Source organism: Nitratireductor sp. XY-223 (genome assembly GCF_004959855.1).
GTDB lineage: Bacteria > Pseudomonadota > Alphaproteobacteria > Rhizobiales > Rhizobiaceae > Hoeflea_A.
Genome location: NZ_SPNT01000005.1, coordinates 88936 through 104843, shown reverse-complemented (window position 1 = coordinate 104843; position 15908 = coordinate 88936). Strand labels below are relative to the sequence as shown.

Sequence of the window (15908 nt, the reverse complement as noted above, 5' to 3'; positions counted from 1 at the left end):
ATTGCCGCCAAACGGATTTGAACAGGATGGGACTGAAATGAGCGTTGAAAGCCAAACTGGGACAGGACAGCTGCAGCTGGCCGAGAATCTCGACCTGACGGCTGTCACACCATTGCACAAGAGCCTTCTGTCGTCGCGCGGCAGTGCGCTGGTCATCGACGCATCGGCCGTCGAGCGCATCGGGGGGCAGAGTGTCCAGCTGCTGCTGAGTGCCAGCAAGAGCTGGGCCGATGACGGCGTGCCGTTTGAGATCGTGAATGCATCGAACAACTTCCTTTCGGCCCTTGCACTGCTCGGGGTGGGACCGGACAGCCTGCATGTGAAGGAGCAAACGCAATGAAAAAAACGATCGTACTGACAGTCGACGACTCGCGCACCATCCGCAACATGTTGCTGATGACGCTGAGCGGCGCCGGGTTTGAAACCCTGCAGGCCGAGGACGGTGTCCACGGTCTCGAGGTCCTGGGCGACTCCGTGCCCGACGTCATCATCACCGACATCAACATGCCCCGCATGGACGGCTTCGGCTTTATCGAGAACGTTCGCAAGAGCGAGCGTCACCGCGCGGTCCCGATTCTCGTCCTGACCACCGAAAGCGACGCCGAGAAGAAAAACCGTGCCCGCGAGGCCGGCGCCACCGGCTGGATCATCAAGCCGTTCGACCCGGAAAAACTCATCAACGCGATTCAGCGCGTCACGGCCTGACGGAGATACCGCGATGGATATGAACGAAATCAAAGCGATCTTCTTCCAGGAGTGCGAGGAACAACTCGCGGAACTGGAGACCGGTCTTCTCGCCATCAATGACGGCGATGACGATCCGGAAACCGTCAACGCGGTTTTCCGGGCGGTCCATTCGATCAAGGGCGGCGCCGGCGCATTTGCGCTCGATGATCTTGTCAGCTTTGCCCACGTCTTCGAAACGACCCTCGATTGCGTTCGATCCAAGCAGCTTGAGCCGACCCGCGATGTCGTCAAGGTCCTCTTGAAATCCGCGGATGTCCTCGCCGATCTGACCAATGCCGCCCGCGATGGAGGCAGTGTCGAAAAATCGCGCTGCGAGGCGCTTGTCGCCGATCTCGAGGCGCTGGCAAATGGCCAGGTGCCCGTGTCCGATGATGCGGTCGCCGACGAGCCGGCGCCCGAAGCCGAGTCCAAAGCCGAGCCTGCGGACGACGATGAATCCGATTTCAAACCAGTGCCGGTCCAGTTCGACGATCTGCAGGAAAGCGATGCCGAATTCGAACCGGTCCCGTTCTCCTTCGACGAATTCGGCACCGACCAGGCGCCGGCCGGCAACCGCTTCAAGATTGCCTTCAAGCCGAAGCCGGACCTCTATCTCAAGGGCAACGAAACGCTGCTGCTTCTGCGCGAGCTCGATCAGCTCGGCACGCTGGAGGTCGACTGCGACTGGTCTGAGCTGCCCGCCCTCGACGCGCTCGACCCGGAAGGCGCCTATCTGACCTGGAACGCAACGCTGACGACAGCCGAGGACGAAGACGCCGTGCGCTCGGTGTTCGAGTTCGCCGAGTGGGACTGCGAGCTCGAGATCACCGCGGACGAAGATGCTGCGCCGACGGCTGGCGAGGCCGAGCCGGTTGAGGACGGCGCGCCGGAAACCGACGAGGGCGCTTCGCCGCCGGAACCGGCGGAAACCGCCGCTGCGGACGATGCGGAGGATGCCGCCGCCGCGCCGGTGGAGACGCTCGAATTGCCGAATGTCATTGAATTGCAGCAGGCCGCGAACGCCAACAAGCAGGACGCCGCCGAGAACACCGCTGCGCCGAAGACCCAGGCACGGGCATCGGCGACCGGCGCGGGCTCGACCATTCGTGTTGAACTCGGCCGCATCGACCGCCTGATCAACCTCGTCGGCGAGCTGGTCATCAACCAGGCCATGCTGGCGCAGAGCGTGACCGAATCGGCCACCGCCGGCTCTTCCGCCGTGACCATGGGGCTGGAAGATCTCCAGCAACTGACCCGGGAAATCCAGGACAGCGTCATGGCCATCCGCGCCCAGCCGGTCAAGCCGATCTTCCAGCGCATGTCGCGCACGGTTCGCGAGGCGGCCGAAATGGTCGGCAAGAACGTGCGCCTGGTGACCGAAGGGGAGGGAACCGAGGTCGACAAGACGGTTATCGACAAGCTCTCCGAGCCGCTGACCCACATGATCCGAAACGCGGTCGATCACGGACTGGAGACGCCCGAGGACCGGCAGGCCGCGGGCAAGCCGGCCGAAGGCATCGTCAAATTGTCGGCCAAGCACCGCTCCGGACGCATCGTGCTCGAGATCGCCGACGACGGCGCCGGCATCGACCGCGAGAGGGTGCGGCAGAAGGCGGTCGACCGCGGCCTGATTTCGGCTGAGGCGACGCTGAGCGACGAGGAGATCGACAACCTGATCTTCCAGCCCGGGTTCTCGACGGCCGAGCAACTGTCCGACATTTCCGGCCGCGGAGTGGGGATGGACGTCGTCAAGCGTTCCATCCAGGCGCTCGGCGGTCGCGTCAGCATCACGTCGACCCCCGGCAAGGGATCGGTGTTCACCATGAGCCTGCCGCTGACACTGGCCGTCCTCGACGGCATGGTCGTCTCCGTCGCCGATCAGACGCTCGTCGTGCCGCTCACCTCGATCATCGAAACGCTCAAGCCGGAAAACGAGCACATACACGGCTTCGGCGCCAGCGGTCAGCTGATCTCCATTCGCGACAGCTTCAAGCCGCTGGTCGATGTCGGCCAGATCCTGAATTTCAGCAATGCGCCGACGGATCCGCTTGCCGGTGTCGCCCTGCTGGTCGATTCAGAGGACGGCGGCCAGAGCGCCCTGCTGGTGGATGCCATCCAGGGGCAGCGCCAGGTGGTGATCAAGAGCCTCGAGGCCAATTACGCGAATGTGCCCGGCATAGCCGCGGCCACCATACTTGGCGACGGCCAGGTGGCGCTGATCGTCGATGTCGAGGCGGTTGTCTCGGCATCGCGAAACGGCGCGCTCAAATCCGAAATGTCACTTGCAGCTGTGGGGTAGTACCATGCATCAGACTTCAAAGAACCTTGCTGAGGACGCCCGCGAACTGATCGCATTCAGGATCGGCGAGCAGGAATTTTGCGTCGACATCATGTCGGTGCGTGAAATCAGGGGTTGGACGCCGGCGACGGCGCTGCCGCATTCCCCGGGCTATGTCCTCGGCGTCATCAATCTTCGCGGCGCGGTTTTGCCGATCGTCGATCTCTCAAGCCGGCTCGGGATGAAGGAATCGGACCCCTCTGCCCGTCACGTCATCATCGTTGCCCAGGTGTACCAGAAGGTGGTCGGCCTGCTCGTCGACGCGGTGTCCGACATCCTGACGGTCACCGACGACAACATCCAGCCGACGCCGGAAGTGTCGTCGGAACTCGACCGGTCCTTCGCCAAGGGCGTGCTGGCGATCGAGGGACGGATGATCTGCCTGATCGAGCTGGAATCGATATTCCCCGAAGGCGAAAGTGAAGCTGCATGAGCGCATTGCCTGCCATGAGCAAGCCGGCGGTGGCCGGCGGGACCGCCGGACCGGGCAGGGAACGGGCGCCGAATGGCGACGTGCTCGTTGACGGTGAGTTTCGCATGACCGCCAAGGACCTCAGGGACATCGCATCGATGATCTACGAGGACGCGGGGATCTATTTGAACGAGACCAAGGCGTCTCTCGTCTATTCCCGGCTTGCCAAGCGTATCCGGCGCATCGGCGTCGACAGTTTCGCGAGTTACTGCAAGCTTGTCTCCGGCCCGCAGGGCAAGGACGAGCGCCGGCAGATGCTGTCGCTCCTGACCACCAACTTCACCCGCTTCTTTCGCGAGGAACACCACTTCGATCATTTGCGCGACGAGGTCTTTCCCGAACTCGTGTCCCGCGCCAAGGCCGGCGGCCGCGTGCGCATCTGGTCCGCCGGCTGTTCCCAGGGGCAGGAGCCCTACACGATCGCGCTGACGGTTCTATCGGCCATGCCCGACGCCGAGCGTTATGATGTCAAGATCCTCGCGACCGACATCGACCCCATGGTGATCGCCCATGCGAAGGAAGGCGTCTACGACGACGCGGCAATCGAAACGGTCTCGCCCGAGTTGCGCCGCCAGTGGTTCAAGCCGCACGGCACGGCCGGTCAATGGCGTGTCGACGATGCGGTCAAGCGGCTGATCACCTTTCGCGAGCTCAACCTGATGCGCGACTGGCCGTTCAAGGGGCCGTTCGACGTGCTCTTCTGCAGGAATGTCGTGATCTATTTCGACGAGCCGACCCAGGCCAGGATCTGGGCGCGCTACCGCGACCTTCTGACCGAGGGCGGCTGGCTCTATATCGGTCATTCCGAGCGCGTTTCCGGAGAGGCGAAGAACCATTTCCGCAATTCGGGAATAACAACCTACCAGAAACGGACGGGAGGCGCGTAGTGGACAGCGGAAAGGTGAAGGTCCTCGTCGTCGACGACTCGCCGACAATGCGCAGCATGATCAGCTCAGTGCTCGATTCCGACGCCGGCATCGAGGTGATCGGCACCGCCGGCGACGCGGCCCAGGCGCGCACCGCCATCAAGCAGCTCAATCCCGACGTCATCACGCTGGACGTCGAGATGCCGAACATGAACGGGCTGGAATTCCTGGAGAAAATCATGCGGCTCCGGCCGATGCCGGTGATCATGGTCTCGACCCTGACGAGCAGGGGGGCCGAGGCTTCGCTGGCCGCGCTGGAACTGGGTGCGTTCGATTGCGTGGGCAAGCCTTCGGCCGGCGATCCGCAGCCCTTCGCCGGATTGATCGAGAAGGTCAAGCAGGCCGGGAAATCCAAGGCGCGCATCGCCTCAGCCGCGGCCTCCGCGCCGACGAAGGTCAACGGAACGGCGGTGATCGAAGACTATCGGCCCGGCGTCAATGTCGTTGCGATCGGGGCGTCGACGGGCGGTGTGGAAGCGCTGATCACGCTGCTATCCAACTACCCGAAAAACTGCCCGCCGACGCTGATCACGCAACACATGCCCGAGGCCTTCACCAGCAGTTTTGCGGCGCGGCTCAACCGGTTGTGCCAGCCGCTAATCGAGGAGGCCGCCGACGGCGCGCCGATTGTTCCGGGCAAGGTCTATGTCGCGCCCGGCGGCGACCGGCATCTCGAGGTCGTCGGCGGAACATCTTTGCGTTGCCGGTTGCGCGAGGGTGAGACGGTGAACGGCCACAGGCCCTCCGTCGATGTGCTGTTCAATTCGGTGGCCGAGCGCTGCGGCCGCCGGGCCGTGGGGGTCATCCTGACGGGGATGGGGCGCGACGGCGCGAAGGGTCTGCTCGAGATGCGCAATGGGGGCGCGACGACGATCGGGCAGAACGAAGCGAGCTGCGTCGTCTACGGAATGCCGCGTTCGGCGTTTGAAATCGGCGCGGTCGAAAACCAACTACCGCTTCGCCGTATCGGCGAGGAAATACTTAAATCTACATTATCCCGCAAAGGGGGGACATCCTGATGTCTATGGCCCAGAAGATTAAGGCCCTCATTGTTGACGATCAGGTCACCAGCAGATTGCTGCTGGGCGACGCGCTGCAACAACTCGGCTTCACCCAGGTGACGGTTGCCGGCGACGGAGAACAGGCCTACCAGATCATGCAGAAAGACCCTCACCACCTGGTCATTTCCGATTTCAACATGCCCAAGATGGACGGTCTCGGCCTGCTCGAGGCGATACGCGGCAACGCCGCCACGAAACGGGCCGCGTTCATAATCCTCACGGCCCAGGGCGATCGTGCCCTGGTGCAGAAGGCGGCATCCCTCGGCGCCAACAACGTGCTGGCGAAACCGTTCACGATCGACAAGATGAAAGCCGCGATCGAGGCTGTTTTCGGAGCGCTGTAATGAATGCCGATGTTTCGCGCAAACGCCTGCATGTCATTCAGGGAAAGTTCCTGGTATCCGATCAGCCGGATGTTGTGTTGACGACAATCCTCGGTTCGTGCGTCGCCGCCTGCCTGCGCGACCCGGTCGCCGGCGTCGGCGGGATGAACCATTTTCTTTTACCGGGCAACGCGAACGGCGGCGGGAGCGGCGAGGCGACACGCTACGGCGTGCATCTCATGGAGCTTCTGATCAATGCGCTGCTCCAGAAGGGCGCCCGCAAGGGCCGCCTCGAGGCCAAGTTGTTCGGCGGCGCCCAGACCATGTCGCGGCTTTCGGATGTCGGGCGCAAGAACGGGATTTTTGCAGAGAAATTCCTCGGTGACGAGGGCATCAGCGTCGTCAGCTCCAGCTTGGGCGGCGACCTCGGCCGCAAGGTGGAGTTCTGGCCGGTCAGCGGCCGGGCCCGGCAGAATATCCTGAGCGGCAACGAGACGCTCAAGGCGGTCGCCCGCGAGCAGCCGGTCGCGCCTAAGCCGGCGCCGGCGGATGAGGTCGAGTTTTTCTGACCGGCCGTTAAGCGGATTGAAACTGCATCCGTGCATAGTAATTGACGGGCGACCCAGCGGAGTATTGCGTTATGGCGGGGACAGGCGAAAACCTGGCAAAAACAGGCGGCGAGGCATCGGAACGGGCGGCGGAATCCCTGACGACCCTCTTGCTCAAACTGCAGCTTGAGTTGGCGGAAGTGGCACAGCTCATCGAAGCGGCGGAAGCCGTTCTGTGCCGGGTGCACGGCGACGGAAAGCACGTCAATCCGGAAGATGTCCCGGTGATCCAGGGAATGGACCTGGCCATCCAGAAGACAAAGGGCTTGAGCGATTTCCTCGCCGAGCTTGCCGGCGATGCGCCGCAGGATTGGCTGATCGACACCACGACCGCGCTCAACGTTCTGACGCTCAGCGAATTGCAGCAGCGTCTGCGCCCCTATCCGGTCAGGGACACGGAATTGCGACAGGCCGCGGGCGACACCGAGCTGTTCTGACGCCGCCGGCTGGCGCTCCCGAAATCCCGCGACAGGCACCGGTAAACCGCATTGAATTTCGGCGGTTACGTCCTTCACATCACCCTCGCGCAAGCTTCGATTTGTAGCGTGCGGTCGTCCGGCCTTCACAGGTCCGGCCGGCGCCGCCGTTGGCGGCGGCGGTGTGCGATGTGGAGACAGAATGAATCTGTTGAACCAACTTTCCAGCCTACCGGCTACGCTATCGTCTCTCGGAACAAGTCGGCTGCTCGCGCTTGCCGGGACCGGTGTGCTTGCCGTCGCGCTGATCGCCGTCGCCGCGATGTTCCTGAACCGTCCGAGCTATGAAACGCTGTATGTCGGTCTGGAGGGAAGCGACTCGAACCAGATCGCGATTGCCCTCGGCGAAATGGGAATTCCCTTCGAGGTCAGCTCGGATGGCGGCACGATCGGCGTTCCGGCCGGCATGACCGGCCGCGCGCGCATGACGCTGGCCGAGCGGGGGCTGCCCAACAGCTCCACGTCAGGCTATGAACTCTTCGACAATGTCGGCTCGCTCGGCCTGACGTCCTTCATGCAGGAAGTGACGCGGGTCCGCGCGCTCGAGGGCGAAATCGCCCGCACCATCCGTTCCATAAACGGCATTTCCGCGGCCCGCGTGCACATCGTCATGCCCGACCGGGGCAGTTTCCGTCGCGGCGAACAAAAGCCGTCCGCATCGGTCATGGTGCGTGCCATCGGCAATGACGGGCAGCGGGCGGCCCAGTCGATCCGCCATCTCGTCGCGTCGTCGGTTCCGGGCCTGAGCGTCGACGATGTCACCGTGCTCGATTCCACCGGTCAATTGCTGGCGTCCGGCGACGATTTCTCCAACAGCACGATGAACCGCTCCCTCAATATCGTCCAGACGGTGGAATCGGAAATCGTCAGCAATATCGACAAGGCCCTCGCGCCGTTTCTCGGCATCGACAATTTCCGCGCCAGCGTCCGCGCCAACATAAACACCGATACGCAACAGATTCAGGAGACGGTGTTCGATCCCGATTCCCGGGTGGAGCGGTCGGTCAGGGTGACCCGCGAGAACAAGGCCTCGAACAGCTCGGAGACCAATGCGCCGGCAACGGTTGAGCAGAACCTGCCGACCGAGCAGGTGCAGAGTTCGGGCGGGCCGCAATCGTCCGAATCCAACGAACGCAAGGAAGAGCAGACGAATTACGAGATCAATTCGCGCACCATCGCCACCGTCAGGAACAGCTACAGCATCGAAAGGCTCTCCATCGCGGTGGTGATCAACGAGGGCCGCATCATGGCCATGCTGGGCGAGGGGGCGACGCAAGCCGATATCGACGCCCATCTGGCCGAGTTGCAGCAGATCGTTTCCTCGGCTTCCGGCCTGGATGCGGACCGCGGCGATCAGATCAAGCTGACGGTGGTCAAGTTTCTCGAAACCGAACTGTTGAACGAAGCCGCCCAGGGCGAGGGAATTGGACAGACGGTCGGCCGGCATCTCGGAAGCATGATCAACGCCGGGGCCTTCGTACTGGTCGCGCTTTTGGTCGTCTGGTTCGGCTTCCGTCCGCTGGCAAATGCGCTGACGTCGGCGACGCAGCAGGACGATGCGAATGGTCCCGACCTGCCCGATTTCAGCCCGGGCACCGCCGCCATGGACGGATTTGGCGCCGATTTCGGGTTTGACCCCTCCGAGGAAGCGCCGGCCGAAGCCGCGCCGTTCGCCCTCGATGCCGATCCGGCCGCCGCGGCTGCCGCGGCCGCTGGCCCGATGCCGGGAATGGCCCCGCAGGCCGAGGACATCAGTCGCCGCGTGAAGGAAGGCCCCGAAAAACGCCTCGCGCGTATGGTCGAGATCAACGAAGAGCGCGCGGCGAAGATATTGCGGAAGTGGGCCATCGAAGATGCGGCTTAGCGTCGACGGGCATTGACAACTGCAGGTTATGGCTGCGAGGTTGTATCCACAGTTTATGAATACGAATCACCGCGGTCACATTTGACTTATTGTGTAAAGTGCTAGAAGTGACCATTCGGATTACGCAGGGGGGATGATAGCTTCATCCAGGTTCGGCAACCCCGTTTTGAGTCGATATTGCCGGACATCCCACTCGGGGCGACGGGAAGCGTACGGGGATTGAATTGTTGCGAAGGGGCATTGGTCGCGGGCAGCGTGCACGTTTTTGTGCGGTTCCGCGCGTTGAAAAATCTCTCATAGAGCGTTCGGCGGTGCCGACTCCCCCGGTTGCGGGAGTAAGCGAATGAGCAGGGCACGGTTGCTAGAGGACGTGAAGATTGCAGGCCAGAGCGGCGATATCGCCGACGGCCTGAAGCTGATTGCCGACTACGCGGGTGCGGCCAACTACATGCTTGCCCGCTGGGACGTCTACTCGGAAGGCAGCCTTGAATTCGCGGTGTCCGCGAACTGGCCGTTCGACCTGGTGCGGACGCTCGGTTCGATCCTGGTCAGGGCACAGTTCAAGATCACCGAAATCGAGCGCTGCACCTCGGCCATGCTGCCGTCGTTCCTGGATTGCCCGCAGGCGATCGCGATGCCGCCGCATCTCAGCCGTCAGCTCTGCGTTGTGCCGTTTGATGTCGGACCGGCGCGCATGGTGCTGATGCTGTGCTTCGTCGACGGGATGATCTTTTCGCAGAGCCGGCTGCATGATGTCGCGCAGGTCTGCGCCTACCATCTGGCGAACTACCAGCAGGATATCTTCGGCGTCGAGGTGCTTCAGGATCTCACGGACCGCGAGCTTGAGTGCCTGTCGTGGATCGCCGAAGGCAAGACGAGCGACGAGATCTCCCTGATCATCGGTATTTCCCGCAACACGGTGAACAACTACATCACCAGCATCATGAAGAAAACGTCAACCAAAACCAGGTCGGAGGCCATTGCCCATGCCGTAAGAAACAATCTCATTTAAAGGCGCGGATACGGAAAATCCGCATTCGTTTTTTCGAAACGCATTCTTTTGTTTCGTAAATTAGTTCATTTTGCAGTTCGTCAAAAACGGGGGCGAGACGTTGGAGACGGCACTTAGAAAATCGGTCAATGACAATCTCGAGGATTGTCAGGCATGGCCACAGAAATCCGACCGGGATCCCGAGGGATCGACGGAGTTGGAGGACGCGGCACAGGAGCTGAGGATGATCCTCGGCGCCGACGGTTACGTCGTGTGTCGGGTCAACCGGTTCGCATCGAGCAACAGTCAACGCATTACTGTGGTTTTGAGCTCGGTCGACCGGCAGATGCGTAAAACACTTGCGACCATTGGTCCGGCCATCGAGGCCCATATGGAATGGTCGCTGCTGCCCTTTACCTGGCAAGGCGAGGAAGGCGCGGCGGCGAGCGGCCCGTTCGTCGAGGAACTGTCCGTCGGCGACACGTCGGTTGCCGGTGTCGGTTTTCCCGTGAAACTCGGCATTATGGGCAATGGATTTGCCCTGTTCTTCGGCTCCGGACTGGATCTGGTCGGCGATCGCGTGGTCGAGTTCCACCGCGATACCTACCGCATCATGCGGGAATTGCTGACCTTGGACGTGCAGCGCATTTCCCCGCATCAGAATCTCAATGACCGCGAATTGCAGTGCCTTCAGCTTGCAGCGGACGGTCACAAGAGTGAAGCGATAGCCGAGGAACTGGCCCTGTCGGTGCATACCGTAAACGCCTATCTCGGCTTCGCGGCGACTAAGCTCGATGCAGTCAACCGCATCCAGGCTATCGCCAAGGCGATCAGGCTCGGCCTGATTGGCTGAACAGTCCTGTCCTGCCCTAGTTTGGGTGGGGCAGGAGAAAGTCGTTGAAGGCGCTGGCTTTCAGATTGGCAGCCAGCAGGGCCGTATTCTCATCGGGATTCGACGACGGATCGTCGAAAGAGATGTGGTTGATCTCGATCTGGCCGTGGCTCTCCAGCAGCGTGAGGCGCGCAAATACCGTCATGCCGTCCGGCTTCAACTCCAGGTCCAGCGTGACCTGCGGCGTCGTGCCCCAATCGAGACTGTAATCCCCGCCGACGCCGAAATTGACCGTGCCGGGCTGGAAGAACAGTTCCGCCGCCGATGACACGAGGTCTGCGAGATCGCTGTGGCATCCGAGCCGGAGCATGGCGATCAGGTCGGCGGCATCGATCAGGCGCAGCTCGCTGGCGACGGACCGTATGGCGTGAGCGACGATCTCTTCGCGCTGGTGTGTGTAGGGACAGATCTTCATGAACGGACTAGTTCATCCTGGCAGGCGATTTCGAGTAGACCACATGGATCAGTTCCGCGACGGCCTTGTAGAAGGCCGGTGGAATGACACTACCAACCGAAGCTTGTGCAAAAATGGAGCGCGCGAGCGGCGGGTCTTCGAATACCGGAATTTCATTGTTTTCAGCCACTTCACGGATTCTCAGAGCGACCAGGTCTTGCCCCTTGGCGACCACGACGGGCGCGTCGCTTTCCTCACGCACATAGCGTAGCGCAACCGCATAGTGCGTCGGGTTGGCAATCACCAGCGTCGCCCTCGGCACGTCCGAGATCATGCGCTTGCGCGCCCGGTCCCGGGCAAGCGAGCGCTGCCTCGCCTTGACGATCGGGTCGCCGTCCGACTGCTTGATTTCATCCTTCAGTTCCTGGCGCGTCATGCGCAGCTTGTGGCGCCAGTGGTACCGCGTCCACAAAAGGTCGGCGATGGCCAGTACCGCCGTGGCGATCATGACGATGGCGAACACCTTTCCCGCCAGCCGCGCCATGGTCCGCGGGACGGTAACGGGGTCCGAGAACATGCCGCTCAGGACCGTGAAATAGTCGCCCAGCATGGCGAAGCCGATGATGGACGAGATCACCAGGATCTTGGTGATGGATTTTGCGAAATCGACCAGGCCCTGGGCGCCAAACAGGCGTTGAAATCCCTTGCTGATCGACAGCCGCGACAATTGCGGCTTGATGCGCTCGACCGCTGGCCGCGGTATGTTCTGCATGACGGATGCGGCGATCCCGAAGCTCATCATCAGCGCGAATGCCGGCAGGAGCAGGTGGCTGGTTTCCCAGAACAGGTGATTAAACAGCGATACGACATCGTCGCCGCTGCTGACGGAATGCAGGGAGGAATTGGCGAAGATGTCCGCCAGCGAAACGGCGACATAGGAGGCGCCCGACGGCATGAAGAATATGCAGAACACCAGGATAGCGGTGGAGGATGCGAAGATCGGCACCTCGCGTGAGAAGGGAATGTTGCCCTTCTCGATCGCGTCACGGATCTTCTTCTCCGTCGGTTCTTCTGTTTTGCTTTCCTGGTCCTGTTCTTCGGCCATCTAGAGCAATTCTGAGTTGGATTGGATCATTTGACCGCGGCGATTTTGGTCTCTGGCTAGGCGGATTGCGCGCCGTGGTGCGGGCCCACCACAAGCGCGAGCCAACGACGCCAGGGAGCAAAATCGCCCGGCCCATTCATCGTCGGTTTTCAACATCTTCTTTCCTTTGCAGGGTGGGGAAAATCAAATGTTCCAATCCAACTCAGAATTGCTCTGGTCCCGCGATGCGTGGCCGGCGTCACGCCGCCTCTTCGCCCTGCTCTTCGTCGACAAGCCTGATCTGCCCCAGCGACGCAAGCCGGATCGCCTCCTGGGTGATCGCCCGGCGGGCGACGGCGATGTCGCGCGTCGTGATGTTCTGCATTTCCTCCGAAAGGTCCGCCTCGATCATGCGGCGCTGCCGTGCCCCGATGGACGAAAGGACCGCCTCCTTGACATCCTCGTCGGCCCCGCGCAGCGCTAGGGTGATCGTCTCGCTGCCGATATCGTTGAACAGCATCACGCGGCTGCGCTGCGGCATGGTGAGGATATCGTCGAACAGGAAGACCTTCGGCTTGACCTTCGCCACATCCTCCGAGCTGATCGACTCGAGATCGCCGAGCAGTGCGTCGACCACCGGTTTTTCCAGCTCGTTCATGAGGTCCGCAACACGGCTGGTCGCCTCGGTGTTCTGTTCGCCCTGCAGGTCATCGATCATCGCCGATACACGCTGCTCGATGATCTCCGAGATCTTCGGATTGACCGATTTCATGTTGACGGCGCGATGGACAATGTCGGCGCGCTGCTTTGCGGGGACCTCGAGCAGGATCTTGGCAGCAAAGGAGGAGGGCAGCATGGAGACCACATAGGCGATCGTCTGCGGATGTTCCTTTGACAGGAACTTGCCGACGGTTGCGGGGTCGGCATCCTGCAGCCGGTCCCAAATGGTCGCGTCGCTGCTCCGCCCTGAATCCTTGCGCCCGAGAAGACCTTCCAGTTCCTCCGGCGCAAGCCCCTCTTCGAGGATACCCTCCATGGCCTGCGCATTGTCCATCAGGCCCGTTCCCTCGGTGAACAGGTCTTCGAACTCGCTGACGACGTCCTCGAGCTCGTTCGGCGGGATGCTGCGCAGCGACTGCGCGCTGGAGATGATTGTCTGCAGCTCGGAAGGAGCGAAGAACTTCAGAAGCTTGCCGGCGACCGGCTTGCCCATGGCGATCAGGATGGCGGCCGCCTTCTGGGGTTTGGACAGGGCTTGGCCGACGGACTTGCCGGCGGACAGATCTTCGAATTCCTGCATCATTTTGTGCTGCCGAGGATTTCCGTCAGCCGCACGCCGAAGCGCGTCTCGTCTTCTTCAAGAACCGTGATTTCACCGTGCCCGATCATCCGGCCATTGACCATGATGTCGACGGTCTCGCCGATCTTCCGGTCCAGCGAGATGGTGGCGCCCTCGTCGAGGCTCATGAGGCTGGAGACCTTCATGCGGGTCTTGCCGAGGACGATCTGAACGTCGACGGGGATGTCCATGATGATGTCGGCATTGGGTATATTGCCGGTTGCCCCCGTCGGCTGGCCAATATCAGCCGCCTCGGGCTGTGCCGAAAAATCTGCTCCGAAATCCCCGGCATCCGCCAGGGGATCGGTGTCTGTGTTTGCGGTTTCGGGAAAGTCGTCCATGGAAAGGCTGTCTGCACCAAAGGGGTTTTCGTCTTCATTGCCCGGGTTGAGAGTGCCGGCGGCATCCTTCTCGAGAACGCCTCTCAGATCGTCGATGGCCTGGTCCAGTTCCGCCTCCGGCTCCTCGACCGGCGCTTCGTCTTCCTTCATGGCCTTGTTGTCAGACATTGTCATGTGTCCTTCGGTTGTTGCCTTCGCCACGTTGGCCGCCGCAGCGGCCGTTTTGTTTACCCCGGTGCGATGTCCTTAATCAGTTCATGCTCACGGCGATGCGGCTCCTGAACCCGGACCGTGTACCGGTTGCCGGCCTTGCCGAACTCGCACCAGAAAAGTTCCTTTCCGCCTGCCGACAGCAGCGTGCGCACCCCGCCCTCGTCGTCGAAGGGCAGAACATCGCCCGTCTGCAGACGGGCGACCTCGCCCAGCGTCAGCTCGTTTAGCGATATGCGCGCTTCCAGCAGCACATGCGAATGGCTGACCTGCGTCGTCAGTTGCCTGGCCCAGCTGGGGCGCTCCGGTTTTGCGGGCTTGCCGTCCTCGCGCTCGGCGATTCTCGATTTCAGCAGCGGCCGTTGCGGCAGGACCACCAGGAACGGCGCTTCCACCGAACCGAGGCGCAGCTGGAATGTGAGCATGACGCACGGCGTGTCTTCGGTGCCCTCTTCCGGCTCCGGCTGTTCCTGCGTCGCCTGGCCGGCGGTTGCCGCCTTGGGCTGCGGGTCCGCGATCGCGGATTTCAGGCTCTCGGCAAATTGCGCGAACAGGATCGATGATACATCGAGTTCGATGTCGGACAGCGCGCGCGGCTTTAACTTCTTTCCCTCGGGAATCGCGCCGCCAAGCATGCATTCCATGACGGCGATGACGAAAACCGTGTTGGCGGCGAGCGTAATGTCGTCGCACCATCCGTCAATATAGGCCGGGCAGACAACCGAGTTGACGTCGAACTCGGCAAGCAGTTGCGACCGGGGACCGGCGTTGAAACTGTCGAATTCGACATCGACCGGCTCTCCGATGGCCTTCCCGGCATTGAGCGCCAGCGAAAGACCGGTCATCTCCGCCAGCATCAGGCATTGCGTCTCCAGCGTTTCCCGGTCGCCGGACTGTCCTGTCATGCGCTGCAGGAGCGCCGCGTCCAGGCTCTTGATGGCTGTTGATGGACCGTCGCTCATAAACTCAGGCCGCTTTCGCTTCGCCACCGTTTCCGGCATTCATCATTTCCTGTTCCACCGCGTCGATCGACGGGCGCTCGTAGGAGGAGATGGTCTTGCGGCCGTGTTCGAGCGCCACCTGCGGAACCGAGCCGTTCATATAGGCAAGCAGTGTCTGCTTGACGATGACGTAGAGGCGGTTCTGCTTCTCGCGCACCAGCTTGATCTGTGCGGCGATCGGCCCGAGTATGGAATAGGACAGGAAAATGCCGAGAAACGTCCCGACCAGAGCGGCGCCGATCAGGGCGCCGAGGATTTCCGGCGACTGGTCGATCGCGCCCATCGCCTTGATGACACCGAGGACCGCCGCAATGATGCCGATGGCAGGACATGCATCGGAAACGGTCAGTATGGCCTGGTAGGATTTCAGCTTGTCATGCTCAATCGTCTGGATTTCCTCGTCCATCAGCGCCTCGATTTCGTGCGGCCGGGCGTTGCCGATAATGATCAGCCGGACATAGTCGCAGATGAATGCCGTCAGCTCGTGGTTGGCGAGCACCGACGGTGCCGTCTGGAAGATGCTGGATTCCTCCGGATTGTCGATATGGGCCTCGATCTCGTTGCGTGACTTTGACCGAAGGTCGCGCATCAGGCCGTAGAGCACCGCCAGGGTGTCGAGATAGTCGCGCTCCTTTGGGACAGCGAATTTGAATGCCTCCCAGATCGCCCTTCCGGAATCCTTGATAATCTTCATCGGATTGGCGACCAGGAAGCTGCCCAGAGCCGCACCGCCGATGATCAGAAGCTCATAGGGCTGCATCAGAACGCCGATATAACCGCCCATGGCCATATAGCCGCCGAGGATGCAGCCAAAGGTAACGACAAGTCCGATGATGATGTTCATGAGCGGGCACGACTCTGT

At 61.8% G+C, this 15908-nt stretch carries 18 protein-coding genes; 12 read left to right on the top strand and 6 right to left on the bottom strand.

The features are described from left to right. Positions 1–37: 37 nt before the first annotated feature. The 12 genes from E4M07_RS17805 to E4M07_RS17750 all read left to right on the top strand — a co-directional run bounded on the left by E4M07_RS17805 (position 38) and on the right by E4M07_RS17750 (position 10638). Positions 38–340, top strand: coding sequence for an STAS domain-containing protein (locus E4M07_RS17805; protein WP_136659737.1), 303 nt, complete (start codon positions 38–40; stop codon positions 338–340). Then, complete coding sequence (locus E4M07_RS17800; RefSeq protein ID WP_136659736.1) at positions 337–705, top strand: response regulator; 369 nt, start codon at positions 337–339, stop codon at positions 703–705. The genes E4M07_RS17805 and E4M07_RS17800 overlap by 4 nt, the downstream gene beginning before the upstream one ends. A 13-nt stretch (positions 706–718) precedes the next feature. Next, on the top strand, positions 719–3025 hold the full coding sequence (locus E4M07_RS17795; RefSeq protein WP_136659735.1) for a chemotaxis protein CheA: 2307 nt from the start codon (positions 719–721) through the stop codon (positions 3023–3025). A gap of 4 nt (positions 3026–3029) precedes the next feature. Next, entirely contained in the window at positions 3030–3497 is a 468-nt protein-coding gene (locus tag E4M07_RS17790; RefSeq protein ID WP_136659734.1) for a chemotaxis protein CheW, read from the top strand. A 104-nt stretch (positions 3498–3601) separates the two neighbouring features. Continuing rightward, positions 3602–4423: a protein-glutamate O-methyltransferase gene (locus tag E4M07_RS17785; RefSeq protein ID WP_246660511.1), complete on the top strand. Its 822-nt coding sequence runs from the start codon at positions 3602–3604 to the stop codon at positions 4421–4423. After that, on the top strand, positions 4423–5481 hold the full coding sequence (locus tag E4M07_RS17780; RefSeq protein ID WP_281404991.1) for a chemotaxis response regulator protein-glutamate methylesterase: 1059 nt from the start codon (positions 4423–4425) through the stop codon (positions 5479–5481). The genes E4M07_RS17785 and E4M07_RS17780 overlap by 1 nt, the downstream gene beginning before the upstream one ends. Further along, positions 5481–5867 carry a response regulator gene (locus E4M07_RS17775; protein ID WP_136659733.1) on the top strand — a complete coding sequence of 129 codons (387 nt, stop codon included), beginning with the start codon at positions 5481–5483 and terminating at the stop codon, positions 5865–5867. Before E4M07_RS17780 ends, E4M07_RS17775 begins: the two co-directional genes overlap by 1 nt. After that, entirely contained in the window at positions 5867–6415 is a 549-nt protein-coding gene (locus tag E4M07_RS17770) for a chemotaxis protein CheD (protein WP_136659732.1), read from the top strand. The genes E4M07_RS17775 and E4M07_RS17770 overlap by 1 nt, the downstream gene beginning before the upstream one ends. Positions 6416–6486: 71 nt before the next feature. Beyond that, a complete protein-coding gene (locus tag E4M07_RS17765) occupies positions 6487–6891 on the top strand; it encodes a hypothetical protein (RefSeq protein WP_136659731.1) in 405 nt (134 codons plus the stop codon). A 181-nt stretch (positions 6892–7072) separates the two neighbouring features. Beyond that, on the top strand, positions 7073–8794 hold the full coding sequence (fliF, locus tag E4M07_RS17760; RefSeq protein WP_136659730.1) for a flagellar basal-body MS-ring/collar protein FliF: 1722 nt from the start codon (positions 7073–7075) through the stop codon (positions 8792–8794). Positions 8795–9137: 343 nt separating this feature from the next. Next, entirely contained in the window at positions 9138–9806 is a 669-nt protein-coding gene (locus E4M07_RS17755) for a helix-turn-helix transcriptional regulator (protein WP_136659729.1), read from the top strand. Between the two features lie 223 nt (positions 9807–10029). Then, the gene (locus E4M07_RS17750) at positions 10030–10638 is read left to right on the top strand and encodes a helix-turn-helix transcriptional regulator (RefSeq protein ID WP_136659728.1); all 609 of its coding nucleotides are present in this window, start codon (positions 10030–10032) and stop codon (positions 10636–10638) included. Positions 10639–10654: 16 nt separating this feature from the next. Here E4M07_RS17750 and E4M07_RS17745 read toward each other — a convergent pair whose 3' ends face one another. The 6 genes from E4M07_RS17745 to motA all read right to left on the bottom strand — a co-directional run bounded on the left by E4M07_RS17745 (position 10655) and on the right by motA (position 15890). Further along, positions 10655–11092: a hypothetical protein gene (locus E4M07_RS17745; RefSeq protein ID WP_136659727.1), complete on the bottom strand. Its 438-nt coding sequence runs from the start codon at positions 11090–11092 to the stop codon at positions 10655–10657. A 7-nt stretch (positions 11093–11099) separates the two neighbouring features. After that, a complete protein-coding gene (gene flhB, locus E4M07_RS17740; RefSeq protein ID WP_136659726.1) occupies positions 11100–12176 on the bottom strand; it encodes a flagellar biosynthesis protein FlhB in 1077 nt (358 codons plus the stop codon). Positions 12177–12414: 238 nt separating this feature from the next. Then, positions 12415–13455 carry a flagellar motor switch protein FliG gene (locus E4M07_RS17735; protein WP_136659995.1) on the bottom strand — a complete coding sequence of 347 codons (1041 nt, stop codon included), beginning with the start codon at positions 13453–13455 and terminating at the stop codon, positions 12415–12417. Continuing rightward, positions 13455–14003: a flagellar motor switch protein FliN gene (gene fliN / locus E4M07_RS17730; RefSeq protein WP_246660495.1), complete on the bottom strand. Its 549-nt coding sequence runs from the start codon at positions 14001–14003 to the stop codon at positions 13455–13457. The genes E4M07_RS17735 and fliN overlap by 1 nt, the downstream gene beginning before the upstream one ends. Before the next feature lie 59 nt (positions 14004–14062). Further along, entirely contained in the window at positions 14063–15007 is a 945-nt protein-coding gene (locus E4M07_RS17725; protein ID WP_169054270.1) for a FliM/FliN family flagellar motor switch protein, read from the bottom strand. 4 nt (positions 15008–15011) lie between these two features. Then, the gene (gene motA, locus E4M07_RS17720) at positions 15012–15890 is read right to left on the bottom strand and encodes a flagellar motor stator protein MotA (protein ID WP_136659724.1); all 879 of its coding nucleotides are present in this window, start codon (positions 15888–15890) and stop codon (positions 15012–15014) included. Positions 15891–15908: the final 18 nt, after the last annotated feature.

Bases quoted from the DNA above. Each gene is read 5' to 3' on its own strand.
- E4M07_RS17805 (WP_136659737.1), top strand. From the start codon at position 38: ATGAGCGTTGAAAGCCAAACTGGGACAGGACAGCTGCAGCTGGCCGAG.
- E4M07_RS17800 (WP_136659736.1), top strand. From the start codon at position 337: ATGAAAAAAACGATCGTACTGACAGTCGACGACTCGCGCACCATCCGC.
- E4M07_RS17795 (WP_136659735.1), top strand. From the start codon at position 719: ATGGATATGAACGAAATCAAAGCGATCTTCTTCCAGGAGTGCGAGGAA.
- E4M07_RS17790 (WP_136659734.1), top strand. From the start codon at position 3,030: ATGCATCAGACTTCAAAGAACCTTGCTGAGGACGCCCGCGAACTGATC.
- E4M07_RS17785 (WP_246660511.1), top strand. From the start codon at position 3,602: ATGACCGCCAAGGACCTCAGGGACATCGCATCGATGATCTACGAGGAC.
- E4M07_RS17775 (WP_136659733.1), top strand. From the start codon at position 5,481: ATGTCTATGGCCCAGAAGATTAAGGCCCTCATTGTTGACGATCAGGTC.
- E4M07_RS17770 (WP_136659732.1), top strand. From the start codon at position 5,867: ATGAATGCCGATGTTTCGCGCAAACGCCTGCATGTCATTCAGGGAAAG.
- E4M07_RS17765 (WP_136659731.1), top strand. From the start codon at position 6,487: ATGGCGGGGACAGGCGAAAACCTGGCAAAAACAGGCGGCGAGGCATCG.
- fliF (WP_136659730.1), top strand. From the start codon at position 7,073: ATGAATCTGTTGAACCAACTTTCCAGCCTACCGGCTACGCTATCGTCT.
- E4M07_RS17755 (WP_136659729.1), top strand. From the start codon at position 9,138: ATGAGCAGGGCACGGTTGCTAGAGGACGTGAAGATTGCAGGCCAGAGC.
- E4M07_RS17750 (WP_136659728.1), top strand. From the start codon at position 10,030: ATGATCCTCGGCGCCGACGGTTACGTCGTGTGTCGGGTCAACCGGTTC.
- E4M07_RS17745 (WP_136659727.1), bottom strand. From the start codon at position 11,092: ATGAAGATCTGTCCCTACACACACCAGCGCGAAGAGATCGTCGCTCAC.
- flhB (WP_136659726.1), bottom strand. From the start codon at position 12,176: ATGGCCGAAGAACAGGACCAGGAAAGCAAAACAGAAGAACCGACGGAG.
- E4M07_RS17735 (WP_136659995.1), bottom strand. From the start codon at position 13,455: ATGCAGGAATTCGAAGATCTGTCCGCCGGCAAGTCCGTCGGCCAAGCC.
- fliN (WP_246660495.1), bottom strand. From the start codon at position 14,003: ATGTCTGACAACAAGGCCATGAAGGAAGACGAAGCGCCGGTCGAGGAG.
- E4M07_RS17725 (WP_169054270.1), bottom strand. From the start codon at position 15,007: ATGAGCGACGGTCCATCAACAGCCATCAAGAGCCTGGACGCGGCGCTC.
- motA (WP_136659724.1), bottom strand. From the start codon at position 15,890: ATGAACATCATCATCGGACTTGTCGTTACCTTTGGCTGCATCCTCGGC.